This is a genomic window from Streptomyces canus 299MFChir4.1, assembly GCF_000383615.1.
GTDB classification, from domain to species: Bacteria; Actinomycetota; Actinomycetes; order Streptomycetales; family Streptomycetaceae; genus Streptomyces; species Streptomyces canus_C.
In genome coordinates, this window is the sequence record NZ_KB911621.1 from 18,626 (window position 1) to 45,204 (window position 26,579).

A 26,579-nucleotide genomic window follows, 5' to 3' on the forward strand; every position below is an offset into this window, starting at 1 on the left:
CGTCAGTCGATCGACCTGCTGCCGGAACGAACGACATCGACGGTGGCTCGCCGATCACCCTGGAGCCGAAGTGATCAGCCGAGACCGCTTGCAGTGCCGGTCGCCCTCGCGGGTGATGTCGAGGGCGGTGGTCGGTTCGTCGGCGATGAGGAGCAGGGGCCGACCGGCGACCGCGCCCGAGATGAGGACGCGTTGGGCCATGCCGCCCGAGAGCTGGTGCGGGCACGAGCGGAAGGTGCGTTCGGGGTCGGGTCTGCCGTCCCGGGCAGGGAGCGCCAGGAGCCGCTCGCCGACCTCGCTGCACGACATGGGCGTCACCGCGCGCACGCTCTCGACGAGCTGTGTGCCCACCGTGGCGGACGGGGTCAGGTGGGACAGGGGTTCCTGGGGACGTAGGTGATGGACGTCCCCCGTACCGCCCGCAGTTCGCGGCCGTCGAGCCGGATCGAGCGGCGCGCGGTGGACGGCCTCCTCGTCGGTGCCAGGCCGTACGGGCCTGGCTACGGCCGGCAGGGTTACGTGCCCTCGGCTCAGTCGACGAACAGGCCTCGCGTCGCGGCCCGCGCGTCGAAGTCCTCCAGGCGGGCCTGGGCGTCCGGCAGGGCGTCGCACATCGCTTCCAGAAGGACCTGCCCCAGCAGCATGGGGGCGCTCACGGTGTCGAACACCAGGCCCGTCCCCACGGCCGCCGGCAGGAGCAGATCGCTGTGGGCGGCCACCAGGGAGAACGTGCCGTCGGCGATCGTCACCACGGTCAGCCCCGTGTCCCGGGCGTGGCTGAGCGCGGCGAGGGTCTCCCGCGGGTGGCGGGGCAGGGCGAAGCACAGGAGCGCGCTCGCGCCGGCGTGCCGGGCCGCGTCGACACGGTCGGCGAGCAGGGAACCGCCCTCGTCGAGCAGACGCACGTCGGGGTGGACCTTCGCGGCGAAGTAGCAGAAGCCCCCTGCCGGAGCGGCGGAGGCGCGCAGCCCGAGCACCGGCAGTGGCCGGGAGGCGGCGAGCAGGCGGCCTGCGCGCTCCACGGGCCCCGGATCCGCGAGCAGCGACGCCAGGTGTCGCAGGTTGTCGATCTCGGCCCGCACCGCTTGCTGGTACGGGTTGCTCGGCTCCTGGTCCGAGCCGGTTCCGGGGATTGCGAGTTCCCGCACATGACGGCGCAGCCCCGGATACCCGTCAAAGCCGAGGACGAGGGCGAAACGGGTCACCGAAGGCTGGCTCACGCCGGCCAGTTGAGCCAGTTCCACACTCGACAGAAAGGGCACGTCCGTCGCTCGCCGCACCAGGCAGTGCGCGATGCGACGCTGCGTCGGGGTGAGCCGGCGGCCTTCGAAGAGCCGGTGCAGTTGTGTGGAGGCGCCGACACCGGCAGGCACGTCGGTCCCTGCGCCCTCACTCATCCGCTTCTCCCGCCTCTTCTGTTGCCGGACCGGTCAGGACATGCCCACCGGTCAGCTCGCGAGACCGGCCTTCGTCAGCCACTCCTTCGCGACCGTGCTGGCGTCCTCCTTGTCGTTGACGAGCTTCTTCATCATGTCCTGCAGGTCGGCGGTGGTGAGCTTGGCGGAGACGGCGTTGAGCGCCGTCTTGGCCGTGTCGTTGACCGCGGACTTGTAGACGAGGGGTGTGACGTTCTGCGAGGAGAAGAGGTTCTTCGGGTCGTCCAGGACCACCAGCTTGTCCTCGACGATGGCGGGGTCGGTGGTGTAGATGTTGGCGGCCTGCGCTTTGCCGTCCTTCAGCAGCTTCAGCAGGGTGCTCTGGGCGCCCGCGTCGAGCGGCTGGAACTTCCCGAACTCGACGCCGTAGATCTTCTCCAGACCGATCCAGCCCTGCTGGCGGGTCTTGAACTCCGAGCCGGCGCCGAGAGTCAGCTTGCTCGCGACGGGCTTGAGGTCGGCGAGGGTCTTGAGGTGGTACTTGGCTGCGGTCTCCGCGGTGACCGTGACCGAGTCCTTGTCCTGGGCCTCGGCGGAGTCGAGGATCTCCACCGACGACGGGAGCTTCTTCTTCAGCTCGGCGTTGATCTCCTCGGTGCCGGTCGCGGTGCTCGTCTTGTCGACCGCCACTGCCAGCAGGGCGCCGTTGTACTCGGGGAAGACACTGATGCCGCCCTTGACGATCTGGTCGTAGTAGACCTCACGGGCTCCGATGTCGAACTTGCGGGTCACCTTCAGACCCTTGGCCTCGAGTGCCTCGGCGTAGATCTCGGCGAGCAGCTGGTTCTCGGGGAAGTTCGCCGAGCCGACGACGAGGGTCTTTCCGTCGCCGGCGGCGCTGCTGCTGCCCGTCAGCGGGTTGCTGTCGCTGGAGTCGCTGCTGCCGCAGGCGGTCAGCGAGAAGGCGGCGATCAGGCCGAACGCGGCGGCGCGGTGCACAACTCTCTTGGGGCTCATGGGTGTTTCCTTTCTTGGGGCCCTCAGGGCCTGGAAGCTCGGAAGAACTCAGGATCTGGACGCCGAGACCCTGAGGCCCGGCGAGACGACGACGCGCCGCAGCGCGGTGAAGACGATCTGGACGACGAGCGCCAGGAGGACGACGACGGCGGAGCCGCCGATGACGAGCTGGTAGTCATTGCGGGAGAGTCCGTCGACAATGAATCGGCCCAGGCCACCGAGGCCGGGGTAGGCAGCGACGGTCGCGGTGGCCACGACCTGGATCGCGGCGATCCTGAGGCCGAGGAGGATCAGCGGCAGCGACATCGGCACCTCCACCCGTATCAGGACCTCCCACTCGGTCATGCCGACGCCGCGCGCCGCGTCCCTGGTGACGGGGTCCACACCTCGCACGCCCTCGAACGTGTTGATCAGGATCGGCGGGATCGCCAGCGCGACCAGGGCCACCAGCACCGGTGTGGTGCTGAGCCCGGCGAGGGTGACGACGAGGACCACCAGCCCGAAGGTGGGGATGGCCCGCGCGAGGTTGGCGACGCTGGCCACGGCGAACGCGCCGCGGCCGGTGTGCCCCACGAGCAGCCCGAACGCCAGCCCGATCAGGGCGGCGAACAGGAGCGACACACCGCTGTAGGTGAGGTGTTCCGCGAGCCGGTGGGGGATGCCGTCGTCGCCGTGCCACTGCTGCGAGGACGTCAGCCAGTCTCCTACGAGCCGGACCTGGTTCAGGAAATCGTTCATGACGACGTCACCTTGTTCCGGGACCACGGGGTGAGCAGGCGCTGTGCGAGGACCAGCAGCGCGTCGGTGGTGAGCGCCAGCAGCATGATCAGCACGATCGCGGTCACGATCGGGGTCGGGAAGTCGAGTTGGAGGCCCCGGGTGATGTAGTAGCCGAGACCGCCCTGTCCGATCAGCTGGCCCACGGCGACGAGACTGATGGACGAGACGGCGGCGACGCGTACCCCGGCGATGACGACGGGTACGGCTATCGGCAGCTCGACCTGGACAACCCGGCGCACCGGGCCGAATCCCAGCGCGGTGGCCGCCTGCCGGACCGGCTCGGGGACGGAGGCGAGGCCGTCCACGACGTTGGGCACCAGAACCGACAGCGTGTACAGCGTCAGCGGGATCATCACGGTGCGTTCCGTCAGCCCGGTGTAACGGACGAAGATCATGAACAGGGCCAGTGACGGGATGGAGTACAGGATGTTGGTCACGGTCAGCACGGGCGCGTACAGCCAGCGCCAGCGATGACACGCGATCCCCAGCGGCACCGAGACGATCAGCCCGAACAGCACCGGCAGCAGGCCCAGTCTCAGGTGCACGCCGGTGTAGTCGGCCAGCTCGCCGGCATGATCGCCGATCCACTGCCACCGGACCAGCGGCTCACCGTCGCTCATCGGTCATCTCCGTCGGCCTTCTCAGCGTTCGCCGCCGGCTCGCCGACTTCGGCGGCCGCCACGGCGGACAGCTCCTGAGCGTCCGCCACGCCGACGACCGCGCCGTCCGCGTCGACCCCCACCGCGAGCCGGGCGGGCGACAGGAGGGCGGAGTCGAGGGCAGCCCGTGCCGAGTCGCCGACGAGGCTGAAGGTGTGGCCGAGGGGGACCAGAGACGCGTCGGCCAGGGTGCCGCTCGCGGGCAGCTCGGCGGCCGGGGCCCACCCGAGCGGTCGCCGGCCGTCGTCGACGACCAGCAGCCATGCCTCGGCGGCCGCCCGGGCCTGCGCCACGGGAGTGGTGGCTGTCAGGACCGGACCGTCGCGCAGCGGCACCTCGCCCGCCTTGACGAAGGACAGCCTGCGGATGCCCCGGTCCTGCCCGACGAAGCCCGCCACGAAGTCGTCGGCGGGATGGGCGAGCAGCTGCTCGGGCGTGTCGAACTGGGCGAGCTTGCCGCCGGTCCGGAACACCGCGATGTTGTCGCCGAGTTTGATCGCCTCGTCGATGTCATGGGTGACGAACACGATCGTCTTGTGCAGCTCCTTCTGCAGCCGGATGAACTCCGCCTGCAGCTCCGCCCGGACGATCGGGTCGACCGCGCTGAACGGCTCGTCCATCAGCAGCACTGGCGGGTCGGCGCCCAACGCCCTGGCCACCCCGACGCGTTGCTGCTGTCCGCCGGAGAGCTGGTTCGGGTAGCGCTTGGCCATCTCCTCCGGCAGCCCGACCAGTTCCAGCAGCTCCGCCGCCCGTGCCCGCGCCTTCTTCCGGCTCCAGCCGAGCAGCAGCGGAACGGTCGCGATGTTGTCAAGGATGGTGCGGTGCGGGAACAGCCCCGCGTGCTGGATCACGTACCCGATGCCTCGGCGCAGCTCGGGCGCGTGGACCTCCCGGATGTCCCGGCCGCGCAGGCTCACCGTCCCGGACGTCGGCTCGACCATGCGGTTGATCATGCGAAGGGTCGTGGTCTTGCCGCAGCCGGAGGGACCGACGAGAACCGTGATGCCGCCCTCGGCGAGCTCCAGGGACAGGTCGTCCACGGCTGTGGTGCCGTTCGGATAGCTTTTGCTCACCGCGTTGAATCTGATCAAGACTGCCCCTCACCCGGACTGCATATGGTCATGCAGAGTCATGCCTGGATGAATGGCAGTCAATGGCTATCTGTTAACGACGTATTACGTTCGTACGAAATCAGCAACTGCCCAGCTCGAACGAGGGATTCAGCCCATGGACTCTGTCTGGTTCACCTTCCTCAACGGCGCGGACATAGAGCAGCTGGAACTGACCGACACGGAGATACTCGACGCCGTCGAGGACGGACTGCGTGCCCAGGGCCGCGGCGAGACGGTGATCGAACCCCGCGTCCACCTCGTGCCCGATCCCGCGTTCAACGGCCACTTCAACGTCCTGCGCGGCTACATCGCCCCGCTGGCCCTGGCCGGAGTCAAGATCGTGGGCGACTACGTCGACAACTACAAGGCCCAGCTGCCCTCCGAGATGGCCCTGCTCAACCTCTTCGACCCGCGCAGCGGCATGCCGGTGGCCGTGCTCGACGCCACCGCCCTCACCGAGATGCGCACGGGCGCCCTGACCGCCCTCGGTGCGCGTCACCTGGCCCGCCCGGACGCCAAGGTGCTCGGGCACATCGGCGCCCGGGCCACGTCGTACTGGAACGTCCGGCTGCTCGACCGGATCTTCGACCTGTCCGAGATCCGCATCCACTCGCGACGCCCGGAGAGCCGCGAGGCCTTCGCCGGGCGGCTGGAGGAGGAACTCGGCAAGCCCGTCGTCGTGACCGAGGACTGGAAGAGCTGCGTGGAAGGAGCGGACATCGTGGTGGAGGCGTCCCGGTTGGAACGCCCCGAGCCGCTGCTGAGGACCGAGTGGATCTCCCCGGGGGCGCTGGTCGTGCCCTACGGGACGAACAGCGCCGTCGAGCTCACCCTCACGGACATCATGGACAAGATCGTCGTCGACGACTGGGGCCAGGCGCATGCCGGGCCGTTCGGCGCCCTGCGCGCACACGTCGACTCCGGCAGGCTCAACAGGACCAATCTGCATGGTGAGTTGGGGGAGATTGTGGCCGGTGCCAAGCCCGGTCGGCAGAGCGCCGAGGAGACGAACCTGTTCTGGCACCGCGGTCTGTCCCTCTCCGACATCGCCCTGGGCGCCGCCATGCTGAGGAAAGCCGAAGAGCGCGACCTCGGCCAGAAACTGCGGTTCGCATGACCGGGGTCGTCATCGACGGCAGGACGCTGTCCTACGACGATGTCGTCGCCGTCGCCCACCACGGAGCCCGGGTCGAACTGGCGGAAGAGGTGCTCCCGCGGCTGGCGCGCGAGCGGGCAGCCGTGGACGACGTCGTCGACCGCCAGGTGCCGACCTACGGCCTGACGACAGGGCTGGGCACCCGCTCCTCGTACGCACTGCCGCGCGACGAGCTCGAGGCGTTCAGCGTCCGCACGGTCCGGGGGCGGGCAGGCGCGGTCGGCGATCCGCTGCCGGTCCCCGTCGTACGCGCCGCCGTCCTCGCCCGCGTGAACGGCCTCGCGGGCGGCGGCAGCGGAGTCCGACCGGAGATCCTGACGCTGCTCGTGGCCCTGCTCAACGCGCGGGTGCACCCCGTGATACCCGAGGTGGGATCGATCGGCGCCGCCGATCTGGTGCAGATGGCCCATGTCGGTCTGGTCGTCATCGGTGAGGGCGTCGCCGAGCTCGCCGGCGAGGTGCTCGACGGAGCCTCGGCGCTGCGGCGGGTCGGTCTGGCCCCGGCTGCACTGGGCCCGAAGGACGGGCTTGTGCTCTGCAGCGCGAGCCCGCTGGCGGCCGGTCAGGGCGCGCTCGCCCTGCACGAGGCGGCGACCGTTCTCACCTTGGCCCAGGCAGTCACGGCTTTGACCTACGAGGGCTTTAGGGCCAATACGAGCCCGCTCGACGCGCGGGTCATGGGACTGCGGCCCGCCCCCGGGCAGTCCCGGGCAGCGGGCGAACTGCTCTCTCTCCTGGAAGGCGGTGAGCTGGGCGATCCCCGCAACGCCCGGCGCATCCAGGACCCGGTCAGTCTGCGCTGCTCGGCCCAGGTGCACGGGGCGCTGCACTCCGCGCTGGACTTCGCCGACGCCGCGCTGCGGCCGGAGCTCAACGGCTGCGGCGACAACCCGGTGGTCCTGGCCGGCACCGGCGAGATCCTCTCGTCCGGGAATTTCCACACCCCGGCCCTCGCCCTCGCCTTCGACACCCTCGCGCTGGCCCTGGCGCAGACCGCGGCGATCTCCGCCGAGCGCATGCGACGGCTGCTCGACCCGGCCGTCAGCGGACTGCCCGCGAACCTCTCGCCGTACGGTCCGGAGCGCTCGGGCTTCGCCCCACTGGCCAAGACGGCGCAGGCGCTGGTCGCCGAGATCCGCATGCTGTCCGCACCGGTGAGCACCGACCCCCGCCATGGCGCGCACGCCGTCGAGGACGACTCGACCAACGCGGCGCTCGGCGCACGCCGGCTGGCCACGATCCTCGTCCGGCTACGACAGTTGCTCGCCGTGGAGTCCGTGGTCGCCGCGCAGGCGGTGGATCTGGCGGCGCCGCCCGTGCTGGGGCGAGGACCGGAGTTCCTGCACGGCGCGATCCGGAGGGTCGTGTCCCGCCTGGACGACGACCGGGCCTGCGGGGCGGATGTGGAGGCGGTGGACCGCGGCATCATGGGTTCGGACGAGGTCCGGGGCACCCTGAGCGCCCTGGCAGGAGGATCGGCATGACCGACGACGTGTACCGGCAGCTGTGTACCCCTCCCTGGTGAGGTTCTGCGGCCCTGGCGCGAACCGCCGCCCAGTTGCCCCGACGAGCCCGTGACGCGGACGCCCGCTTCGGCCGCCAGGCCATCCGGTGTGCCTGGCCGTCTCCTGCCTCGTTCAGCACGCGGGGATCGCCTGAACATCACGGCTGCTCGAAGCGGTGACGTGGAGCCGACCAGTCCGCTGCCGCCGCCGGCGCGCGTTCGAGGTCCTCCTCGAGCAACAGTCGCCGTGCCACGAGTTCCTCGGCGGCGGCCTTGATCATGGCGACGTAGTCGGTCGAGTCCCGGTAGCGTTTCTGGATGCTGGGACGGAGGTCGCCGGTGATCAGCCGTTCGTCCTCCGTGGCGGCGAACGGGAACGTGGAGCCGCTGAACTCGTGCAGCGCACCGTGCCCTTGACCGGGAGCTCGCGTGTTCCATCCGGTGTACGTGCCGAGCGGCACGGCCACCATCGGAGCGCGTACGCCCGCGGTTTCGTTGCCGTCGGCGTCGACGGCGGGAACCAACACCGTGTACCCGCGTGAGCGGTCGGCGACCGGCGGAACGGCCGAACGGTCCACGGTGTAAAGCTCGTTGGGACCCTGGGGCCGCAGGACGGACGGCACGGCGGGGAACTGACGCGACCATGCGTTCATCGTCACCAGAGTGCCGTCCGCGACGATCGGCACCGCGCTGGGCGGCGGCTCCACGCCCTCGCTCACCCATGCGTCGAGGGAGTCCAGGACTGCGCGGAAGAGGGCGGAGGTGGCGACCACGTTCTGAAGGTGGTTGCAGATCCCCCTCGCGGGAGCCCCGGCGGCCGGATCGGCCTGACCGTCAGCGCCGTCCTTGACGAGAACGGCGACCAGGGGGCCCTGGTGGTTCCGTATCCTGCCATGCTCGACGTCCCGCACGAGCTCGTCGAGCATGTTGCCTGGCTGCTCTACGAACACCGGCGCGCACGCAACGCCCGTTGGCGCAGACTCGGTTGCTTCCAACTCTGGGCAGCTCGTGGCCGATCGGCTTGGATGTAGCCGGCCAACTGCTTCTGGATGCGCCCTTGGACCAGGTCATGAGGTAGGGCAGGGGCGACTGGGGACAGTCCGGCAGGGTGCGGGCGCGGAGTTCCGCCCGGGCCAGCTCCACGAGCTCGGCATGTCCGGTTGGAAGGGTGGGAGCGACGTCCAGTTCCACTGAGCCGCGATAGCCGGGCTTCCGGGGTCCGTTTTTCGTCCGCGGCGTTCGTGGCCTCGGCATGCTCGGGCTGGTGGCCGGATCGGCGCCCTCTCGGTGTCCGGCTCACGGCGTCATTCAGGTCCGAGACCTGGCCAGGAGGGTGAGACGATCCTCACGTCGAAGTAGAACGTTCTGTCTTGCAGACACTGCGTGCAATTGTCATGCTGTACGAGACAGAACGTTCTTTTTATCGAGGTGAAATTTTCCCATGGCACGTCGAATCCCCGTTCGTAGGACGCTGGTGGCCACCAGCGCGGCCGCCCTCGTTGCGGTCGGTGCCGCGATGGCGGCGCCAGCCACCGCGTCCCCGGCCCCGGCCGCGCACGAGGCCAAGCCGACAGTGGTGCTGGTGCACGGCGCTTTCGCCGACTCCTCCGGCTTCAAGACAGTGATTGCTCGGCTGACCCAGGACGGTTACCCGGTGCGAACGGTGTCGAACCCGCTGCGGGGCCTGCCCACCGACACCGCCGCAGCCAAGGACGTACTGCGCAGCATCCAGGGTCCCATCGTGCTCGTGGGCCACTCGTACGGCGGCGCAGTCATCACCAACGCGGCGGCCGGCGATCCCGACGTCAAGGCGCTCGTGTACCTCGCGGCACTGGTTCCGGACGTGGGGGAGACCCCCTTCGGGCCGTCCGATGTCCCCATCGAGCACCCGGCGCCGCCGCAGTCCCTGGTTGAGGTTCCGACGGTGGCCGCGGACGGGACTGCCGGCGACGACCTGTACCTGGCGCAGGATGGGTTCCGGGCGACGTTCGCCGCTGATGTCGATCCGGCGACCGCCGCGGCGATGGCCGCCACGCAGCGGCCAGTCGCGAAGGCCGCGGTGGGCTTCAAGACCACTGCGGCGGCGTGGCGGACCATCCCGTCCTGGAACCTGATCACCGAGAATGACCAGGCCAACGCGCCGGAGATGCAGGAGTTCTTTGCGAAGCGGGCCAACTCCCACATTGAGGAGGTCAACTCCTCGCACGCCGTCTACGTCAGCCACCCCGACGCGGTCGTCAAGATAATCGAAGACGCCGCTCGCGGGACGCGCTGAAGCGTGCTCTCAACCGCTGTCGCTGCGATCGAGGACATCCACCCGTACGTGCTTCTTCATCTCGCGTAGCCGCCGTCGGAAGCCTTCCGGCGTGAGGCAGGTCTGTGCGGCGAGCGCGGGCAGGGAGCGAAGTACTGGCTGCAGGTGTTCACCGAGCTGAACAACCGCGGCCTCGAGGACGTGTTAATGCTGGTCTGCGACGGGCTGAACGGCCTGCCCCGCGGGGTGGAAACCGTCTGGCCACGGACGATCGTCCAGACCAGCATCGTCCATCTTCTGCGCAACTCGTTCGGTTACGGGGCCCCCAGGACTGGGACAACTCGCCAAGGCCCTCAGGCCCGTTTACAACGCCCCGACCGCGGAGGCGGCCGGGACGCGGTTCCTGGAGTTCGCTGCCGCGTGGGGCAGGACGTATCCGGCGTCGTGAAGCTCTGGTCGGATGCGTGGGCCTCGTTCCTCCCCTTCCTCGCCTGCGACGTGGAGATCCCCAACGTCATCTGCTCGACGAATGCGATCTGGGTGCTGTACTTCTGCCACCTCATACTCCAGCAGCGTTTCGCTATTCCTGCTGGTCAGGAGCCTGATTCTGAGGGTAGGCGCCTGATGCTCCGTTAGGGGACGATTCGGCGGGTCCAAAAGGTGTGCAGGCTCGGCGGTGGTCGTGGCAGTGCCGGGTGACGGCCACTTCGCGGTGGCTGTCAGGCCGGTGCGGGCAGTCGCCCGGCGAGGAGTTCCTCGGAGCGTTCCCACAGTCTGCGGGCGAGGTCGGCGTCCAGGGCCTGCGGGTTCTCGGGCGGCACATCCTTGCGCTTGTAGTAGTAGGCCCCTGAACGCCAGTCCCTGCCGGGTGTGCCCTCGGCGAGCCAGACGATCTGGTCCGCGCCCTGTTCGGGCGTGGACAGCAGGATGTTCCGTATGACCGGTTTGGTGCCGAGGAAGCGGACCGTACGCATGATCGCACTGGTGGTGTCGGAGGCGAAGTTCGTCCGCACGTTGCCCGGGTAGAAGCAGGCCGCCGAGAGGCCGTCGGCGTGGTGGCGCCGGTGGAGTTCGGTCGTGAAGAGGATGTTCTCCAGCTTCGACGCGCCGTACGCCCGGACCGGGTCGTAGGCGCGGTCGTGGTCCAGGTCGTCCAGGTGGATCTCCTTGGCGAACCGTACCGTGCTTGAGGTCTGGAGCACCGACGCCCGCGAGGCGGTGAGGACGTCCAGGAGCAGCCGTGTCAGCAGGTACGGCGCGAGGTGGTTGACCTGGAAGGTCTTCTCGAAGCCGTCCACGGTCTTGGTCCGGGTGCCGAACACACCTCCGGCGTTGTTGGCGAGCACGTCGATCCGGGGGTATGCGGCGCGCAGTTCGGCAGCGAGACGCTCGACGTCGTCGAGTCGAAGTCGGCGACGAAACTGTCGGCCCCGATTTCCGCGGCGACGGTGCGGGTCTTCTCGGCGGAGCGGCCCACGACGACGACGGTCTGCCCGTCCGCGTGCAGCTTCCGCGCCGCTGCTGCCCCGATGCCGTCGCTCGCGCCTGTGACGACGACCACCTTGGTGTCACTCATCGCTTGTCACTCTTCCTGGAGAGATACTGAGTCTCATAAGTGAGACACGGTACCAATAATGGCCTGTAGTACCGTGAAGTGATGAACCCGGACCGAACCGCAGGCGGCGCACGAGCGCGGGCACGCCAGGCCATGCGTGCCGCGGTGGCGGTGACCGTCCAGGACCTGGTCCTGGAGCACGGCTATGAAGAGACGACGATCGACGACATCTGCGCGGCCGCCGAGATCTCGCGCAGCACGTTCTTCCGGTGCTTCCACTCCAAGGAGGAAGCCCTCTTCGGCCCCACGGCCGGCGCCCCCGAATACCTGCGGGACGCGCTCGCCGCCCGCCCGGCCGACGAAGCACCCTGGGTCGCGATCCGGCACGCGCTCAATCCATTGATCGACCAGTACGAGGGCCACGACGAGCGCACACGGCGCCTGACCCGCCTGATGGTGAACACGCCGGCGCTGGCGGCCCGGCACCGCGAGAAGAACGCCCGCTGGCACGAACTCCTGCGCCCCGAGATCGCCCGCCGCTTGGGGGCCGACCCGGCCGACGCCGCCGACCCGCGCGCCGACGCCGTGATCGCCGCGGCTCTGGGCTGCGTCGAGGCCACGCTGGCCGCGTGGACCGCAAGCGATCGGCCACGATCGCTGTCGGAGATCCTGGACCAGGCGATGGGGGTGGCATTCGTCCCTCAGCGGCCGGAATAGAAACTCCGTCGGAGGATCCGACGGATTCATCCCGCGGCGGCGAGCCTGCCCGTACGGCCGCCAAGCGCGTCGGAGAACTGGTCAGTGACCTGCTCCAACGCTAGCGCGGCGGCCGGTGTGACGGGCGACGCGCCACCCTCCGCGGCGATGTCCTTGTCGAGGGTGAACCAGCCCTGCACTATGTGCGCCGCGCCCATGGAGCTGAGCACGGGGCGCAGGGCGTAGTCGATGGCCAGGACGTGGGCCGTGCTGCCGCCGGTGGCCAGCGGCAGCACGGTCTTGCCGGTCAGCGCGTACTGCGGGAGCAGGTCGAGCAGTGACTTGAGCAGCCCCGAGTAGGCGGCCTTGTACACGGGCGTGCCGATCACGACCCCGTCCGCCTGTGCGAACAGCTCCGTTGCAGCGGTGATCGCCGGATGCGCGAAGTCGGCGCCGAGCAGCGCTTCGGGTGGCAGGGAGCGCACCTCCAGCGGGGTTACTTCGTGCCCTTGCCGCCGCAGCCGGTCGTCCACGTGACGCAACAGCCGGGTGGTACGGGAGGTGGGGGAGGGGCTTCCGGAGACGGACAGGATGGCAGCCATGAGGGACCTTCCGGGGACGGGGTTCAGACGTGCGAACGGGGCGGATTCGTAGGGCGGTTGCTCACCGGTTGCTCACCACGTGCTCGACCGCACCGTGACGATGGGGCTCAGGTCGTTGCGGAGCGTTTCGAGGAACGTGACGACCTCACCCGCTGCGGAGCGGTGCTGGAGGTCGTTGAGGACGTCGTGGTGAGCGCCGTGCACGACCGAGAGGCGAGCGCGGGGCAGTGACTTCGCCGTTCGCGCCAGCACTTCGTGGTCGGCCAGCGGATCGGCGTCTCCGACGAGGAGCAGGACCGGAACGTTCACGTCGCCGTCGTTGAGGGCGGTCAGCAGGGCGTCCGGTACGGCGTCGTCGAGCGCGCCTCGCCGCACTTCGGGGTCCTCGGTGAGCACGCCCCGGTGCGCGGGGCAGGAGGTGCGGACGGCGAGTTCGTCGTCCCAGGTCTCGACGGTGTCCGGGGCCCGTCCGGGCAGGCCGGCGAGGACCACGGCGTCGGCCAGCGGGGCGGAGCTTTCCCCGGTCCGGCCGGCGAGCGCGGCGATGGCCGCGGCACCGGAGTCGGCTCCGACGAGCACGATGGGCCGGACCACGTCACCTTCGGACGCGGTGCCCTCGACCGCCTCGGCGACCTGCGCGGCGAAGTCGGACGTCGCGGCCTCCAGGTCGTCGAAACCGTCGAGGTGGGGACCGTCGATCACCCGCACGCGGTAGGCGTCCGCGGCGAGCCGCCTGCCGAACCGGGCGTAGGTCGCCCGGGTCTCGCCCCGGCCGGGCACCACGACGACGGTGCCGCGGACGCGCAGGCCTTCGGGGCCGTAGTAGTCGCTGTACTGGGTCATGTCACGCTCCTGTGGATGCGGGTCGGTTCGGCCGGGGGCGGGAAGTGACCTCGCGGGCCGCCGGGGACCGGTGCTGGAGGCCGAGTCGTGCGCCCCGGGCCGCTCGTTTGTCACGGGGGATGCTTTGCATGGTCAGGCCACGGCGCTCGGAGCGAGCCGGTCGGCCCCGTCGGATCTCGGGACGGAATCCAGGCCCAGCAGCCGGTCCAGAACCGCGCCCGCACCGCCTTCCGGCAGCCGGGCACCGCGCCACACGACGTGCTGGTCCGGACGGACGAGCACGTTGCCGGTGCCGTAGACGGCGCGCGCCGGGGCGTCGGTGAGGTGGACGACGGTGAAGGGCAGCGAACGGGCGGCGGCCTCCGCGGCGAAGGCACGCTCGACGGTCCGGTCCTCGGTGAGGACCAGCAGTCCGAAGGAGGTGCCGAGGCGGTCGTAGAGCGTTCCGCCTCCCGGATCGACGGGACCGTTGGGCGCGCGATGGCCTGGGCGCGGGTCGTCCTCGTACACGTCGGCTCGCCACGGCGCCTCCGCGGCCGGCTGGCCCGGCTCGTACCAGACGACCGCCGAGGCGTCGTAGCGCTCGTCGAAGGTGACCCCCTCGGAGCCGATGCGGTCCCGGCGCAGGCGTTCACCGATCTCGGCCCGTCGCCGTACGGCCTGGGCGCCGAGATCCGCGTCGTCGGGAATGCCGCCGCGGCGGATCTCCCCGAGGGTGGCCTCGGTACGGCGTGCCTGGGCCAACGAGTGGTCGGCGACCCGCCAGTTGTGCGGCCGTCGCTCCTGGTCGTAGGAGTCCAGCAGGGACTGCGGGGCCTGCCCGGCGAGCACGGCCGCGAGCTTCCAGCCGAGGTTGACGACGTCACCGATGCCCTCGCCCAGGTTGCCGCCGGGTGTGCGGACGTGGGCGGCGTCTCCGGCCAGCAGTACCCGGCCCCGGCGGAAGGTCTCGGCGATTCGGGTGGCCTGGTAGAAGGTGGTCGCCGATACCAGTTCGAGGTCGGCGTCGAATCCGAACGCGGCCCTGCCCACCGCCAGCAGCTCGTCCTCGCCGGGTTCGTGGTCGAGGGGGTACGGACCGGCGTACACCCGCCACTCACGGGAGCTGATCGCGGCGAGGAACCCCGAGGCCTCCGCGTTGACGACGATGTTGGTGGCGCTCGGGGCCGGCCCGAGCCGGTCGGAGACGTCACCGGTGCGCACGACGAGCCGCAGCCGTTTCTGGGTGGCGTGGTCCCCTTCCCGGGCGATGCCGGCCAGCCGGCGGGTGGTGCTGCCGCCGCCGTCGGTGCCCAGGACGTAGGACGCCCGTACGGCATGGTGCTCGCCCGACCGGGTGTCCACGACCTCGGCCAGGGCCGTGTCGGTGTCCTGGCGCAGGCCGGCCAGCTTCCAGCCACCGGCGACGGCGACCCCCTGCTCGGACAGGTGCTCCAGGAACACCTGCTGGAAGACGGTCTGGGGACGGCGCAGGGCCTCCTCGGTGAAAGGGCCGCCCCGGTCTGCGAAGGACGGGCGGGGTGCGGCCACGAGTTGATGCCCGACGAGGGAGGTGACCAGCCGGGTGCCCCGGTGCCACTCGGGCGGATAGGTCCAGGCGTCCCGGACCCGCTGGAGCAGCCGCCAGCGGCGCAGGTGCTCCACCACCCGCGGGGTGTGTCCCATCGCGCCGGCCCGTACCAGGGTCGCGGCACGGGCGCGTTCGACGACGGCTACCCGCACTCCGTGTGAGGTCAGTTCGACGGCCGCCGCCAGGCCCACCGGTCCCGCGCCGACGATCAGTACGTCGACCGCCGGCGGGGGAGTGGCCGAGGGGAAGCGGACGGTGTGGACGTCACGTCCGCCCGTCACCGACAGGTCGCTTTCCGGCAGTTCACTCACGGCCGCACCAGCGCGTGCCGGTTGACCGGAATGGGTAGCCCGAGGTTGCCGCGCAGCGTGTCCGCCGTGTACTCGGTGCGGAACAGGCCCCGCTTCTGGAGGATGGGGACCACGCCGTCGACGAAGAGGTCCAGCTCCTCCTCGGTGCGGAAGGCGAGGTTGATGCCGTCGAAGGCGCGGGCCTCGAACCAGTGCTGGATGGTGTCGGCCACGGTTCGCGGATCTCCGACGAACGGCGACTGGCGGAACTGGTTGACAGACTGGGCTACTTGCCGCAGCGTCAGTTTCTCGCTCCGGGCCCGCTCGATGAGTTGCGCGGCTCCGGTGCGCCCGCCCTTTTCGGCCAGGTGGGCGACGTCCGGGAAGGGGGCGTCCAGGTCGTGGACGCTGAAGTCGTACGCGCCGAAGGAGCGGCCCAGCAGCGCGAGGTTGCGGTCGAAGTCGTCGTCCTCCTCGAAGATCTCGCGCTCGCGACGGAGGGCCGCCTCGTCGGTCGCGGCGACGACCGGACCGCCGTGGATGAGGATCTTGACGTGGTCGGGGTCCCGGCCGTAGGCGGCGGTGCGCTTCTTGACGTCGGCGTAGTAGTCCCGCGCCTGCTCCAGGCCGCCGCCGGGCGCGAAGATGCCCTCGGCCACCTGCGCGGCGAGATCACGGCCCTCCTCGGAGACTCCGGCCTGGAAGATGACCGGCTGGCCCTGCGGGGAGCGGGAGAGGTTCAGCGGGCCGGCGACCCTGAAGTGTTCGCCGTTGTGGTCGAGTTCGTGCAGCTTGGTCGGGTCGAGGAAGACGCCGCGCTCGACGTCGGCCGGGAACGCGTCGTCCTCGTAGGAGTCCCACAGCCCCCGGGCGACTTGCACGAACTCCAGGGCGCGGCCGTAGCGGGTGGCGTAGTCGAGGTGCTCGTCGAGCCCGAAGTTCTTGGCGGTGCCGGTGTCGAAGCTGGTGACGACGTTCCAGCCGGCCCGGCCGCCGCTGATGTGGTCGAGTGAGGCGAAGCGGCGGGCCAGGTTGAAGGGCGAGTTGTAGGTCGAGCTCGCCGTGCCCACCAGTCCGAGGTGCTTGGTGTGGGTGGCGACGGCGGACAGCAGGGTCAGCGGTTCGAGGCGGTTGAGGTAGTGCGCCGGGTAGGTGGTGTTGATGAACTGGCTGTCGACGATGAACAGGGCGTCGAACAGGGCGTGTTCGGCCGCCTGCGCCAGCCGGATGTAGTAGTTGATGTCGATGCTGGCGTTCTTCGCGATCCGCGGGTCCTTCCACAGGCCGTGCTGGCCGGGGCCGCCGACGCCGTAGGGGTGGAGGGCGAGATGGAGCGTGCGGGACATGGCTGTCCTGTCCTTTTCGGTCGTGGGCTGTCGGCTCAGGTGTGCAGCAGGGCGCGCAGCGCGTCGCGTTCGGCCCGGTCGGCCGGTGCGCTGTGCAGGGTGGGCGCGGACCTGACGAGCAGGCGGGTGTAGGGGTGTTGCGGTGCGGCGATGACGTCGCGGGCGGCGCCGGTCTCGGCCAGCTCGCCTCGGTAGAGCACCGCGATCCGGTCGGCGACGCCGGCCACCGAGCCGAGGTCGTGGGAGATGAAGACGAGGGCCACCCCGTCGTCGCGGAGTTCCTTGAGGATCTGGAGCACCTGGACGCGGTTGGCGGAGTCCAGTGCGCTGACCGGTTCGTCCAGAATCACCAGGCGCGGATCGGTGACCAACGCCCGTGCGACGGCGACACGTTGGCGCTGCCCGCCCGAGAGCTCGCCGGGCAGGCGGTCCAGGAGGTCCTCGGTGAGCCGGACCCGGTCGAGGAAGGCCCGCACCCGGCCGGCCGCCTCGGCTCGGGGCACCCCTTGGACGAGCAGCGGCTCGGCCAGCGAGTCCGCGACGGTGAGATCCGGGTCGAGACTGCGCAGAGGGTCCTGGAAGACGTACTGGATGACCCCCCGGCGGCGCAGCGCGCGCCACTGGCGGGGACCGTACCCGACGGCCTCCTCACCGTCCACGACGATCGAGCCGCCCGAGGCGCGCACCAGGCCGAGCACGGCCCGCGCGAGCGTGGACTTGCCCGAGCCGGTCTCGCCGATGACGCCGACGGTCTCGCCCGGCGTGATGCTCAGGGAGACGTCGTGCAGGACACGGCGGCGTCGGCGGCGCGCGCCGTAGTGCACCGTCAGGCCCTCGACCGTCAGAACCGCGTCGGTGCTCATAGGTCCTCCTCGGGTGTCAGGAACCGGTCGAGCCCGTACTGCTCGTGCTCGGCGATCAGGAGCCGGGTGTATTCGTGGCGAGGACGGTGGAGGACCTCGTGGGTGGGGCCCTGCTCGACCACCTCTCCCTGCCGCAGCACGAGCACCTCGTCGCACAACTGGGCGACGACGGCCAGGTCGTGGGAGACCACCACCAGCGCCAGACCGGTCCGGTCCCGCAGGTCGGCCAGCAGGTCGAGGATCTCCGCCTGGACGGTGACGTCGAGCGCGGTCGTGGCCTCGTCGGCGATCAGGACGCGCGGACCGGCCGCGATCGCGGCGGCGATGAGCACCCGCTGGAGCATGCCGCCGGACAGTTCGTAGGTGTACTGCCCGTACACCAGCTCCGGATCCCGCAGATGCACCGCGTGCAGCAGCTCGATCGTCTGCCCGCGCGCCTCGCGCCGCCCGACCTTCTTCTTGACCCGGATCACCTCGGCGACCTGTGCGCCCACCCGGATCGAGGGGTTGAGGTAGGAGGCCGGGTCCTGGAACACGGCGCTGATCGTCGAACCTCGTAGGCCGGTCCACTCGGCCGCGGAGAGCCCGGTGATGTCCCGGCCGTCGAGTTCGATCGCACCGCCGGTCACCTCGAAGTGGGCGGGCAGGATGCCCAGGGCGGCCCGGCAGGTGAGCGTCTTGCCGCTGCCGGACTCGCCGACGATGCCGACCGTCCGGCCCGGTGTGAGGTCGAAGCTCACTCCGTGGACGATCTCCCGGCCGTGTGCCTGGTCGCTGATCCGTACGTCGCGTACCGACAGAACGGACTGGGCGAGGGTGCTGTCGGCAGGTGTGCGCAGCTTCTCTGACAGTGGGCTCATCACGCACCTCCGGCGGGAGCGGGGTCGGCTTGGTCGCGCCGGTTGGCGCGGGCCTTGCGGCTGTTGAGCAGCGCGCGGCCCGCCTCGCCTGAGACGTCCCGAATGGCGTCGGCGAGGAGGTTGCAGGCCCAGACCGTGACCACGATCAGCAGGGCCGGCGCGAGCGGTGCCCACGGGCGCTGGCTGAGGTAGCCGAGGTCCGAGGCGAGCAGGCCGCCCCAGGTGGGAGCGGGCGGCTGCACCCCGATCCCGAGGAAGGTCAGGCTTGACACGATCACGAAGCCGACGCCGACGGTCTGGGCGAGGGCGACCGCGATGGGCGGCAGCACCTTCACCCAGACATGGCGTCGTACGACCCAGCCGAGCGAGGCGCCCGAGATGAGCGCGGCTTCCACGTACGGGGAGCGGGCCACCGCGAGGGTCGCCGCCCGGGAGACCCGGTAGAACAGCGGGGAGACGAGTACCCCGGTGACCAGCATCGCCTGGGTGATGCCGTTGCCGAGCAGTGCGACGACGGCGACGGCGAACAGCAGGAACGGCAGGGCGACCAGGGTGTCGGTCAGCCTGAGCGTGATCCATTCGAAGGCCCGGCCCAGATAGACCGACAGGATGCCGGGCACCACCCCGACCACCAGCGCGGTGAGCGCGACCTCCAGCGAGCCGAGCACGCTCACCCGGGAACCGTCGAGCAGCCGGCTCAGGACGTCCCGGCCCAGGTAGTCGGTCCCCAGCCAGTGCGATCCGCAGGCGGCGCCGAGGGTGTTGCCGCTGGTGGCCAGCGGATCCTGGGGAGCCAGCCACGGGCCGAGCACGGCGAGCAAGGCGATCACGGCGAGAATGGCGACGGCGGTCCGTCCGGTCGGCAGGGCGAGTACACGACGCACCATGGGTCACACCCCCCGCTGCGATGCGGGCGTCACACGCGCCAGCACCAGGTTGACGAACAGGTTGAACACCACGACCAGCACGATCGACACCACCAGCACCCCCTGTACGGCCGGTACGTCACCGGCCTGCGCGGAGTCGTTGGCGAACCGGCCAAACCCCTGAAGTCCGAAGATCCACTCCGTGACGACCGAAGCACCCACGAGGGAGGGGAACTTCAGGCCGAGTGTCGCGAGCGCCGGCCCGAGGCCGTTGCGCAGCACATGGCCGAAGAAGATCCGGCGCGGAGAAAGTCCCCGTACCACCGCGCCCGTCACGTAGTTCTCGCGGTAGGCCGCGACGAGACTGGAGCGCAGCTGACGGGCCACGTCGGCGACGACGTCGAAGCTCAACGCCACGGCGGGCAGGGTGATATGGGCCAGCCACGGTCCGATCCCCTGCTCCGCCGGGACGTACCCGGCGGAGGGGAACAGCTTCAAGCCGACCGCGAGGACCGCGACCAGCACGATCCCGACGACGAAGGCCGGCATCACCGAGATCGCCGTGACGAAGCCGGTGATGGCCCGGTCGACCCAGGTCGTGCGGCGCAGGGCCGCCACCGTGCCGAGGGCGAAGCCCACGACCACGCCGATCAGCAGCGCGAACGTCGCCACCGACAGGCTCACTCCGAGGCCGAGACCGATCAGGGTGGAGATGTCGGCGCCGTTGGCCCAGCTGGTGCCGAGCTGTCCGTGCAGGACGCCGTCGAACCAGTCGGCGTACTGCACCAGGAAGGGCCGGTTCAGGCCCCACTGCGCCTCGACCCTGGCGATCGCCTCCGGTGTCGCGTCCTCGCCCAGCTGGATGCGCGCCGGGCTGAGCCCGCTGAGCGAGCGCAGCGCGAACGTCACGAACGTGGCGAGCAGGAAGACCGGTACGAAGATGGCCACCGACCGGGCGAGGGTGGCCAGGACACGACCCAGTGCGTGTCGCGTCGTCCCCGCCCGCTTAATGTCCGTTGTCATGGGATGCCCCCTCTCAGTGGTGTGACGGGGTGTCAGTTGCCGCCGATGGTCACGCCGGTCCAGTCGATGTGGGCCGGGTTCTTGGGCAGCGCGGAGATGGACTTGCTCTTGGCGATGAGGTTGGGCTGGGAGTACGTGAACACCAGCGCCTTGCTCTCCAGGCCGGCCCGGGTCGCCGCCTGGAGGACCTGGGTGTAGTCGGGGGAGTCCAGCGGGGTCTGGCGGACCTTGGCGACGGCGGCCTCGAAGCCGGACGGCTCGTACGGCGAGCTGAGATTGAGCGGACCGTTCGGGCCGAAGTGCGCGGTGAGGGTCTGCAGCGCGGAGTCGCGGCCCGTGGTGCCGTACAGCGAGAAGGTGAGGTTCTTGGCGAAGAACGGCGTCGCCCAGTTCTTGTCGATCTTGATGGTGACCTTGATGCCGACCTTCGACAGCTGAGACTGGACGATCTCGGCCTGCGGGTCCTCGGCCGGGATGACCAGGTTCAGCTTGAGGTCACCGGACTTGTAGCCCGCCTCGGCGAGCAACCGCTTCGACTTGGCCGGGTCGTAGGGGTAGGTGTCCGCCGACTCGGGGTCGTAGGCCACGTATCCCTTGGGGAAGGGCTGGTCGGTCACCTCGCCGTAGCCGAAGGTCAGCTTGTCGACGAACTCCTGACGGTCAATGGCGTGGCGGACCGCGGCGACGACCTTGTCGTTGTCGAAGGGCGCCTTGTTGATGTTGAGGCTGATGTTGGAGGCGTTGAAGCCGGGCTGGACGAAGACGTCGAGTCCGGCCTTCTTGGCGGCTTCCGCCTGACTGGGCTCGATGTCGGCGAAGTTGTAGACACCGGTCTGGAGGCCGGAGACGACCGTGGACGCGTCGGGAGCCGAGGTCAGCTCGACGTTGTCGATGTGGATGTTCTTGGCGTCCCAGTAGGCGGGGTTCTTCTTCAGGACCGCCTTGGTGCCCGGCACGATCTGCGTCACGATGAACGGGCCGGCGCCGACCGGGTTCAGGTCCAGCTTCGTGGGGGATTTCGCCGCCTTGGGGCTCGCGATCTGCAAGACGCGCTCGCCGAGCAGCTGCGGGATCTGGTAGTCGACCTGGCTGAGATGGACGACCGCGTCGAGCCCCTTGGCGTCCACCGACTTGATGGAGGTCAGGTCGCCGAAGAGCGCGGAGTTCTTCTGGTTCTTGGCTCGTTCGATGGCCGCCTTCACCGCGGTGGCGTCGACCGGCTCCCCATCGCTGAACGTGAGTCCGGAGCGCAGATGGAAGGTTATCTGGTCGCCCTTCGCGTTGTACTCCCAGCTCTTGGCCAGGTCGGGGACGGCCTTGCCCTTCTCGTCGGTGCGAGTCAACGAGGCGTACACCAGAGTGAGTTCACGGAACTGTGCGCCGCTGCCGCTCACTACCGGGTCCCAGTGGGTGGGGAAGTAGGAGGAGGTCCACTTCAAGGTGGCGTTGCCGCTCGCGGACGCGGCCTCGCCGCCGCAGGCGCTGAGTGCCGGGATGAACACGGTGGCGAGGGCGGTTCCCAGGGCGGTGGAGCGCAGCCGGCGCGGGGAGCGGGGCTTGGGTGCGGGGCGGGGTGGTGCGAGGCGTCCGAACATGTCGATTCCTTCTGCGAGGGCTCCGGCGCCGTGTCAGGGCTACGGGCTCGGGGACGAGTGAGGTGTGCCGCGGCGTCGGACGTCGGCGCACACCGGATAGGGACATGCCGGCGCGCGCCAGGTGTGCGCACAGGCATGCCGGACTCAGGGTGTGAGGCGTCGGCGAAGCCGCGGGGAAGAGCCGGGAGGTGAGAGGGAGGCGAGCGCCGAGGAGGCGGCCGGAGAGGACGGGCGCTCGGTGGAGGACCGGCATAAGGCGGGTGCCGTCGCGAGCGGTCGGGCGCCTGTGGGCCGGGTGCGGCCGGTGGTCAGCGACAGAGAGCGCTACAGGTGCGCCGCAGGTCCACGTAGCGGCACACCACACCGGGGTGCGTCGTGAGCATGGTGAACATCCTGGGGCCGTCCGTCAGCGGCTGTCAATGGACACCAAAAGGTGTCTCATTCGGCGGGACGGCCTCTGAGTGCAGATCAGAGCCCTGTCAGGGGGCGGCGGGAGCGCCGCGCCCGACGGCCGGGTGCGTGCGCGCCTCCTCGGGATGCAGCCACAGCGGGCCGCCCGCCGTGTCCACCCGGACCGCGTCCGCCGGAGGCCACGCCCCGCGTGTGAGCAGCCTGCGCTCCGGCTCGGTGAGGCTCCGGTAGCGGGCGAGCGCGTCCGCCGGATCGAGCCGCACCGGGGCGGTGGCCGGCAGTCCCGCCTGCGAGCCGATCGCCGAGGCGTAGGTGTCGTACGACCGCCAGCCGGGCACCGCGCGGACACCGGCGGCCGAACGGACGAGCAGCGTCGGCAGCGCGTACCGGCGCCCGCCGTCAGGGGTCTCCTTCGCGGCGCCGGGATGCGGCGAGGACCCGTCGTTCCGCACGGACAGCACCTCGCGGACGGGGCGGCGGGCCTCGGCGTGGTCGGCACGTACCCGGTCGAGTACGGCCGCCGAGTTCGCGTCGGCCGCAAGGCGCTCCAGGTCCAGCCCCGGCACCCCGTGCACCGCCGACAGCGCGAGGGCGCGTGTGTCAGCGGGCTCGCCGAGCACGAACACGCTCTCCCGCAACCGGCGCAGCACCTGCTCGGCCACCTCGGCGCCCTGCGGCTCGGCGGCCTTGGCGACGAGCGATGCGGGCCACGAACTCGCCGCCACCCGGCCGAGCTTGACCGCCCTGGGCGCTTGCGTGTGGCGGGCGATGTCCTCGATGTAGCGGGCGTACCAGGTGGTCTCGGCGGCCGCGTCGGGCGCCGGGTCGTCGTCGTGGTCGAAGAGGATGCAGAACACACGACGCCAGCGCACCCGGCCTGCGAAGGCCTCCCGCAGTCCGCGCAGGACCGGCTCCGCCCCCCACGACCAGGGGCACAGCGGGTCGGTGTACTCCACCACCTCGACGGTCGCGCGATCCGTCTCCGGCTCACTCGTCACGCGGCACCCTTGCGGTCCAACTGCCCGCCGGCTTCCCCGGGCAGCAGCGCGGTGAGCGTGGTACGGCCGAGGACGGCGGCGGCATCCGCCTCGATACGGCGCCACACCCCGGGCAGGCCGGAGGCGGGGCCGGGATAGTCGAGCCCGGCCAGCGGCTCGCCCCGCAGAGTGATCAACTCACCGTCCACGGCACGCGTGACATCGAGCAGGGTGATCTCTTCGGCGGGCCGGCCGAGCCAGTAGCCGCCCTCGCAGCCGCGCTGACTGCGCACCAGCCCGGCTCTGCGCAGCTCACTCACCACGGACTTCAGGAAGCGGAACGGGATCTGCTGCGAGGCGGCGATGGCCTCGCACGTCAACGGGCGGTCGGGTTCGCGGGCGAGCTCCAACAGGGCCCGCGTGGCGTAGTCCGCCTTCGCGGAGATATGCATGGGCACATGATGCCCGACGAATGGCCGACGCTCAGGCCCTCATCGCATATTGCGGGAACATTGCCGCAGGTGAAGTGGAATGGACACCTCTTGACATCCTTTCCGGCGCGCTCCTAGCGTCCGACCCATGAGCGAGCCGCTGACCACTCCTGGCGAAGGTTTCCACCCTCATCTCCACGACACCGGGAGCCACCCCGAAACGTCCCTGCGCGCCCGGCTGCACCACATCCGCGCCGACGAACTCGACGGCGACACCGCCCAGTCCGGAGGCATGCGCAGGTTCGCCGCCGTCAGCGGCAAGACCGTGGGCTCCGAGAAGCTGTGGATGGGCCAGACCCACGTGGCCCCCTCGACCGCGTCCTCGGACCACCACCACGGCGAGTCCGAGACCGCCATCCACGTGCTGAGCGGACACCCCGAGTTCGTCTTCCTCGACGACTCCGGCGGAACGCCGGAGGAGATCCGCCTGCGCACCTCTCCCGGCGACTACATCTTCGTCCCCCCATACGTGCCCCACCGCGAGGAGAACCCGGACCCGGCCGAAGAGGCCGTGGTGGTCATCGCCCGCAGCACGCAGGAGGCCATTGTGGTGAACCTCCCGAACCTGTACGTCCTGGGAGGCGAGGAGGACGCCGGCGTCCGGGGGTGAGCCGATTCTGCGCCCGGTGGCGGTGGTCTACGTCGCTCGACTCGTCCCGGTCGCTCTCGCCGTGACCGGATCGGTCCGGCGCGGGAGTCGATGGCCCGGTTGCCCCTCGGCCGCGCCGGTCGGGCTGGGCGACATGGCCCGGGCACTGACCGTCATCGACGTCCGGGAATCCTTCCGCGCCCGCCCGCCGTGGGAGACCGTGGTGAAGCCCACCACCCGCGTCGCGAGCGACCTCGGCTACCGGCTCACCTTCGTCACCGACGCCACCGCGACCAACCCCATCCCGCACCGCGACGCGCCCGCCGACCATGGTGTCGCCACGCTGCCGGCGGACCCCGCGCCCTCGGCGCCGCCGAGGTGGGTGCGGCTGCCGCTGAGAGGTCTGTCCCGGTGCGTAGCACGGCTACACGCCGGGGTACCCCCTCGTACAAGAAGAAGGGTGCCGGACGGTACTGGGCAGTGCTGCCCGATCCCCAACGCCGCACCTTCCGGCCGATCTGCAAACCCCACGACGACACCCGCGGAGCGCGATCCCCGGGCGCTGACGCGCATTGAGATGTTCCATCCGTTGACATGTACGCAATGGCGATGTCACTTTGAGAGCGCTCTCACAACAGGTACGGACCAATCTCCCCCCTTCCACCCACACGGAGGTGGAGCGTGCTCAAGATGCTCACTCGCCGGATCATGGCGCCGACGGTGGCGGCCGCGCTGCTCGGCGCCGCCCTCACGGTCCTCACACCGTCCTCCGCGGACGCGGCGGTGCCCGCCACGATCCCCCTGAAGATCACCAACAACTCCGGCCGCGGGGACGCGGTCTACGTCTACACCCTGGGCACCCTGCTGAGTACGGGGCAGCAGGGCTGGGCGGACGCGAACGGCACCTTCCACGCCTGGCCGGCCGGTGGCAATCCTCCGACACCGGCGCCCGACGCGTCCATCGCGGGCCCGGCGAACGGGCAGACGAAGACCATTCGGATCCCGAAGTTCTCCGGCCGGATCTACTTCTCCTACGGCCAGAAGCTCGTCTTCAAGCTGGCCACGGGCGGACTGGTGCAGCCCGCGGTCCAGAACCCGTCCGACCCGAATCGCAACATCCTCTTCAACTGGTCCGAGTACACGCTCAACGACTCCGGCCTGTGGATCAACAGCACCCAGGTGGACATGTTCTCCGCTCCCTACGCGGTCGGTGTGCAGCGCGCGGACGGGAGCACGCTCAACACCGGCCACCTCAAGTCGGGCGGCTACAACGGGTTCTACAACTCACTGCGCGGCCAGGCGGGTGGGTGGGCGAACCTGATCCAGACCCGGTCCGACGGCACCGTGCTCCGTGCCCTCTCTCCCACCTACGGGTTGGAGACGGGAGCCCTGCCCGCGTCGGTGCTGGACGACTACATCAACCGGGTATGGCAGAAGTACGCGACGACGAACCTGACGGTCACCCCGTTCACCGACCAGCCGAACACCAAGTACTTCGGCCGGGTGTCGGGCACCGTCATGAACTTCACGAACAGTTCGGGCGCCGTCGTCACCAGCTTCCAGAAGCCCGACGCGGCCAGCATCTTCGGCTGCTACAAGAACCTCGACGCGCCCAACGACGCTGTGCGCGGCCCCATTTCACGCACTCTGTGCGCGGGCTTCAACCGTTCCACCCTCCTGGTCAACCCGAACCAGCCGGACACCGGAACCGCTAACTTCTACCAGGACGCGGTGACCAACCAGTACGCGAAGAAAATCCACGCGCAGATGGCGGACGGCAAGGCCTACGCCTTCGCTTTCGACGACGTCGGCAACCACGAGTCCCTCGTCCACGACGGCAACCCGCAACAGGCGTACCTGACACTGGACCCCTTCAACTGACGGGCGGTCATCAAGCGGTCCATTCAGCGCATACCGCTGACAAGCGGCATGCGCTGTTGGTGTCGGCGTAGCCGTGGCCTGTCTACCGAAGGCGAGGACCCCACCGCCCCACTCCCCGACCCCTGGGAACCATTTCGCAACCGCTGAGCTTGTCTGCCATCGCGGTCAGCTCCAGGGCTCGCCCCCCGACCTCCCGCACCCGGCGTTGCACCCGGTGCGTTGAGATGCCTGATGGAGCTCTCTGACAACGGCCACCACCT

Annotated in this window: 25 protein-coding genes and 2 pseudogenes; 8 read left to right on the plus strand and 19 right to left on the minus strand. The window is 70.1% G+C overall.

Annotated elements, in window-relative coordinates; genetic code table 11:
- Nucleotides 1–54: 54 nt before the first annotated feature.
- The 6 genes from H293_RS60755 to H293_RS0141885 form a co-directional block, all read right to left on the minus strand.
- Nucleotides 55–351, minus strand: coding sequence for an ATP-binding cassette domain-containing protein (locus tag H293_RS60755; protein ID WP_020123743.1), 297 nt, complete (start codon nt 349–351; stop codon nt 55–57).
- 179 nt (nt 352–530) lie between these two features.
- Nucleotides 531–1,397: a MurR/RpiR family transcriptional regulator gene (locus H293_RS0141865; RefSeq protein ID WP_020123744.1), complete on the minus strand. Its 867-nt coding sequence runs from the start codon at nt 1,395–1,397 to the stop codon at nt 531–533.
- Between the two features lie 51 nt (nt 1,398–1,448).
- Nucleotides 1,449–2,393: an ABC transporter substrate-binding protein gene (locus H293_RS0141870; RefSeq protein WP_199790259.1), complete on the minus strand. Its 945-nt coding sequence runs from the start codon at nt 2,391–2,393 to the stop codon at nt 1,449–1,451.
- A gap of 48 nt (nt 2,394–2,441) precedes the next feature.
- A complete protein-coding gene (locus H293_RS0141875; RefSeq protein ID WP_020123746.1) occupies nt 2,442–3,131 on the minus strand; it encodes an ABC transporter permease in 690 nt (229 codons plus the stop codon).
- On the minus strand, nt 3,128–3,793 hold the full coding sequence (locus H293_RS0141880; protein ID WP_020123747.1) for an ABC transporter permease: 666 nt from the start codon (nt 3,791–3,793) through the stop codon (nt 3,128–3,130). The genes H293_RS0141875 and H293_RS0141880 overlap by 4 nt, the downstream gene beginning before the upstream one ends.
- Entirely contained in the window at nt 3,790–4,926 is a 1,137-nt protein-coding gene (locus tag H293_RS0141885) for an ABC transporter ATP-binding protein (RefSeq protein ID WP_020123748.1), read from the minus strand. Before H293_RS0141885 ends, H293_RS0141880 begins: the two co-directional genes overlap by 4 nt.
- 136 nt (nt 4,927–5,062) lie before the next feature.
- On the opposite strand from H293_RS0141885, the gene H293_RS0141890 reads away from it, so the two are divergent.
- Together H293_RS0141890 and H293_RS0141895 are read left to right on the plus strand one after the other, a co-directional pair.
- The gene (locus tag H293_RS0141890) at nt 5,063–6,064 is read left to right on the plus strand and encodes an ornithine cyclodeaminase family protein (protein WP_020123749.1); all 1,002 of its coding nucleotides are present in this window, start codon (nt 5,063–5,065) and stop codon (nt 6,062–6,064) included.
- Complete coding sequence (locus H293_RS0141895) at nt 6,061–7,587, plus strand: HAL/PAL/TAL family ammonia-lyase (protein WP_020123750.1); 1,527 nt, start codon at nt 6,061–6,063, stop codon at nt 7,585–7,587. The genes H293_RS0141890 and H293_RS0141895 overlap by 4 nt, the downstream gene beginning before the upstream one ends.
- A 178-nt stretch (nt 7,588–7,765) precedes the next feature.
- Here H293_RS0141895 and H293_RS0141900 read toward each other — a convergent pair whose 3' ends face one another.
- Nucleotides 7,766–8,533: an alpha/beta hydrolase domain-containing protein gene (locus H293_RS0141900; protein WP_020123751.1), complete on the minus strand. Its 768-nt coding sequence runs from the start codon at nt 8,531–8,533 to the stop codon at nt 7,766–7,768.
- Here H293_RS0141900 and H293_RS57840 point away from each other — a divergent pair.
- From H293_RS57840 to H293_RS0141910, 3 genes and pseudogenes are all read left to right on the plus strand, one after another.
- A pseudogene (locus tag H293_RS57840) lies at nt 8,501–8,599 on the plus strand (IS5/IS1182 family transposase); the annotation flags it as partial. The gene H293_RS0141900 and the pseudogene H293_RS57840 overlap by 33 nt on opposite strands.
- 482 nt (nt 8,600–9,081) lie before the next feature.
- Nucleotides 9,082–9,882 (plus strand): alpha/beta hydrolase, encoded by an 801-nt coding sequence (locus H293_RS0141905; RefSeq protein ID WP_020123752.1) that lies wholly within the window; start codon nt 9,082–9,084, stop codon nt 9,880–9,882.
- A gap of 102 nt (nt 9,883–9,984) precedes the next feature.
- On the plus strand, nt 9,985–10,497 hold the full coding sequence (locus H293_RS0141910; protein WP_078612842.1) for a transposase: 513 nt from the start codon (nt 9,985–9,987) through the stop codon (nt 10,495–10,497).
- An 83-nt stretch (nt 10,498–10,580) separates the two neighbouring features.
- On the opposite strand, the pseudogene H293_RS53225 reads toward H293_RS0141910, so the two are convergent.
- Nucleotides 10,581–11,437: pseudogene (locus H293_RS53225) on the minus strand (SDR family NAD(P)-dependent oxidoreductase).
- A gap of 81 nt (nt 11,438–11,518) precedes the next feature.
- On the opposite strand from H293_RS53225, the gene H293_RS0141920 reads away from it, so the two are divergent.
- A complete protein-coding gene (locus tag H293_RS0141920; RefSeq protein WP_199790260.1) occupies nt 11,519–12,133 on the plus strand; it encodes a TetR/AcrR family transcriptional regulator in 615 nt (204 codons plus the stop codon).
- Nucleotides 12,134–12,159: 26 nt separating this feature from the next.
- Here the strand turns inward: H293_RS0141920 and ssuE are convergent, their stop codons facing one another.
- The 11 genes from ssuE to H293_RS0141975 all read right to left on the minus strand — a co-directional run bounded on the left by ssuE (nt 12,160) and on the right by H293_RS0141975 (nt 23,810).
- Nucleotides 12,160–12,714 (minus strand): NADPH-dependent FMN reductase, encoded by a 555-nt coding sequence (gene ssuE, locus H293_RS0141925; RefSeq protein ID WP_020123755.1) that lies wholly within the window; start codon nt 12,712–12,714, stop codon nt 12,160–12,162.
- A 72-nt stretch (nt 12,715–12,786) separates the two neighbouring features.
- Complete coding sequence (locus H293_RS0141930) at nt 12,787–13,557, minus strand: alpha/beta hydrolase (RefSeq protein WP_020123756.1); 771 nt, start codon at nt 13,555–13,557, stop codon at nt 12,787–12,789.
- Nucleotides 13,558–13,689: 132 nt separating this feature from the next.
- Nucleotides 13,690–15,438 carry an FAD-dependent oxidoreductase gene (locus H293_RS0141935; protein WP_020123757.1) on the minus strand — a complete coding sequence of 583 codons (1,749 nt, stop codon included), beginning with the start codon at nt 15,436–15,438 and terminating at the stop codon, nt 13,690–13,692.
- Nucleotides 15,435–16,763, minus strand: coding sequence for an LLM class flavin-dependent oxidoreductase (locus H293_RS0141940; protein WP_020123758.1), 1,329 nt, complete (start codon nt 16,761–16,763; stop codon nt 15,435–15,437). The genes H293_RS0141935 and H293_RS0141940 overlap by 4 nt, the downstream gene beginning before the upstream one ends.
- Nucleotides 16,764–16,798: 35 nt before the next feature.
- Nucleotides 16,799–17,626 (minus strand): ABC transporter ATP-binding protein, encoded by an 828-nt coding sequence (locus H293_RS0141945; protein WP_020123759.1) that lies wholly within the window; start codon nt 17,624–17,626, stop codon nt 16,799–16,801.
- Nucleotides 17,623–18,486: an ABC transporter ATP-binding protein gene (locus tag H293_RS0141950; RefSeq protein WP_020123760.1), complete on the minus strand. Its 864-nt coding sequence runs from the start codon at nt 18,484–18,486 to the stop codon at nt 17,623–17,625. Before H293_RS0141950 ends, H293_RS0141945 begins: the two co-directional genes overlap by 4 nt.
- Nucleotides 18,486–19,373, minus strand: coding sequence for an ABC transporter permease (locus tag H293_RS0141955; protein ID WP_020123761.1), 888 nt, complete (start codon nt 19,371–19,373; stop codon nt 18,486–18,488). Before H293_RS0141955 ends, H293_RS0141950 begins: the two co-directional genes overlap by 1 nt.
- A 3-nt stretch (nt 19,374–19,376) precedes the next feature.
- Nucleotides 19,377–20,375, minus strand: coding sequence for an ABC transporter permease (locus H293_RS0141960; protein ID WP_020123762.1), 999 nt, complete (start codon nt 20,373–20,375; stop codon nt 19,377–19,379).
- Nucleotides 20,376–20,407: 32 nt separating this feature from the next.
- On the minus strand, nt 20,408–21,970 hold the full coding sequence (locus tag H293_RS0141965) for an ABC transporter substrate-binding protein (protein ID WP_020123763.1): 1,563 nt from the start codon (nt 21,968–21,970) through the stop codon (nt 20,408–20,410).
- A gap of 479 nt (nt 21,971–22,449) precedes the next feature.
- Nucleotides 22,450–23,379 carry a DsbA family oxidoreductase gene (locus tag H293_RS0141970; RefSeq protein ID WP_020123764.1) on the minus strand — a complete coding sequence of 310 codons (930 nt, stop codon included), beginning with the start codon at nt 23,377–23,379 and terminating at the stop codon, nt 22,450–22,452.
- Nucleotides 23,376–23,810, minus strand: a complete 435-nt coding sequence (locus H293_RS0141975; protein ID WP_020123765.1) for an RrF2 family transcriptional regulator — start codon at nt 23,808–23,810, stop codon at nt 23,376–23,378. The genes H293_RS0141970 and H293_RS0141975 overlap by 4 nt, the downstream gene beginning before the upstream one ends.
- 127 nt (nt 23,811–23,937) lie before the next feature.
- Between H293_RS0141975 and H293_RS0141980 the strand changes: the two genes are divergently transcribed.
- Nucleotides 23,938–24,459, plus strand: coding sequence for a cupin domain-containing protein (locus H293_RS0141980; protein WP_020123766.1), 522 nt, complete (start codon nt 23,938–23,940; stop codon nt 24,457–24,459).
- Between the two features lie 669 nt (nt 24,460–25,128).
- Nucleotides 25,129–26,319 carry a glycoside hydrolase family 64 protein gene (locus H293_RS0141985; RefSeq protein ID WP_033416340.1) on the plus strand — a complete coding sequence of 397 codons (1,191 nt, stop codon included), beginning with the start codon at nt 25,129–25,131 and terminating at the stop codon, nt 26,317–26,319.
- Nucleotides 26,320–26,579: the final 260 nt, after the last annotated feature.

Coding starts and splice junctions, on each gene's coding strand:
- H293_RS0141865 (WP_020123744.1), bottom strand. CDS start 1,397: ATGAGTGAGGGCGCAGGGACCGACGTGCCTGCCGGTGTCGGCGCCTCC.
- H293_RS0141870 (WP_199790259.1), bottom strand. CDS start 2,393: ATGAGCCCCAAGAGAGTTGTGCACCGCGCCGCCGCGTTCGGCCTGATC.
- H293_RS0141875 (WP_020123746.1), bottom strand. CDS start 3,131: ATGAACGATTTCCTGAACCAGGTCCGGCTCGTAGGAGACTGGCTGACG.
- H293_RS0141880 (WP_020123747.1), bottom strand. CDS start 3,793: ATGAGCGACGGTGAGCCGCTGGTCCGGTGGCAGTGGATCGGCGATCAT.
- H293_RS0141890 (WP_020123749.1), top strand. CDS start 5,063: ATGGACTCTGTCTGGTTCACCTTCCTCAACGGCGCGGACATAGAGCAG.
- H293_RS0141895 (WP_020123750.1), top strand. CDS start 6,061: ATGACCGGGGTCGTCATCGACGGCAGGACGCTGTCCTACGACGATGTC.
- H293_RS0141900 (WP_020123751.1), bottom strand. CDS start 8,533: ATGCTCGACGAGCTCGTGCGGGACGTCGAGCATGGCAGGATACGGAAC.
- H293_RS0141920 (WP_199790260.1), top strand. CDS start 11,519: ATGAACCCGGACCGAACCGCAGGCGGCGCACGAGCGCGGGCACGCCAG.
- ssuE (WP_020123755.1), bottom strand. CDS start 12,714: ATGGCTGCCATCCTGTCCGTCTCCGGAAGCCCCTCCCCCACCTCCCGT.
- H293_RS0141930 (WP_020123756.1), bottom strand. CDS start 13,557: ATGACCCAGTACAGCGACTACTACGGCCCCGAAGGCCTGCGCGTCCGC.
- H293_RS0141940 (WP_020123758.1), bottom strand. CDS start 16,763: ATGTCCCGCACGCTCCATCTCGCCCTCCACCCCTACGGCGTCGGCGGC.
- H293_RS0141945 (WP_020123759.1), bottom strand. CDS start 17,626: ATGAGCACCGACGCGGTTCTGACGGTCGAGGGCCTGACGGTGCACTAC.
- H293_RS0141950 (WP_020123760.1), bottom strand. CDS start 18,486: ATGAGCCCACTGTCAGAGAAGCTGCGCACACCTGCCGACAGCACCCTC.
- H293_RS0141955 (WP_020123761.1), bottom strand. CDS start 19,373: ATGGTGCGTCGTGTACTCGCCCTGCCGACCGGACGGACCGCCGTCGCC.
- H293_RS0141960 (WP_020123762.1), bottom strand. CDS start 20,375: ATGACAACGGACATTAAGCGGGCGGGGACGACGCGACACGCACTGGGT.
- H293_RS0141965 (WP_020123763.1), bottom strand. CDS start 21,970: ATGTTCGGACGCCTCGCACCACCCCGCCCCGCACCCAAGCCCCGCTCC.
- H293_RS0141975 (WP_020123765.1), bottom strand. CDS start 23,810: ATGCATATCTCCGCGAAGGCGGACTACGCCACGCGGGCCCTGTTGGAG.
- H293_RS0141980 (WP_020123766.1), top strand. CDS start 23,938: ATGAGCGAGCCGCTGACCACTCCTGGCGAAGGTTTCCACCCTCATCTC.
- H293_RS0141985 (WP_033416340.1), top strand. CDS start 25,129: ATGCTCACTCGCCGGATCATGGCGCCGACGGTGGCGGCCGCGCTGCTC.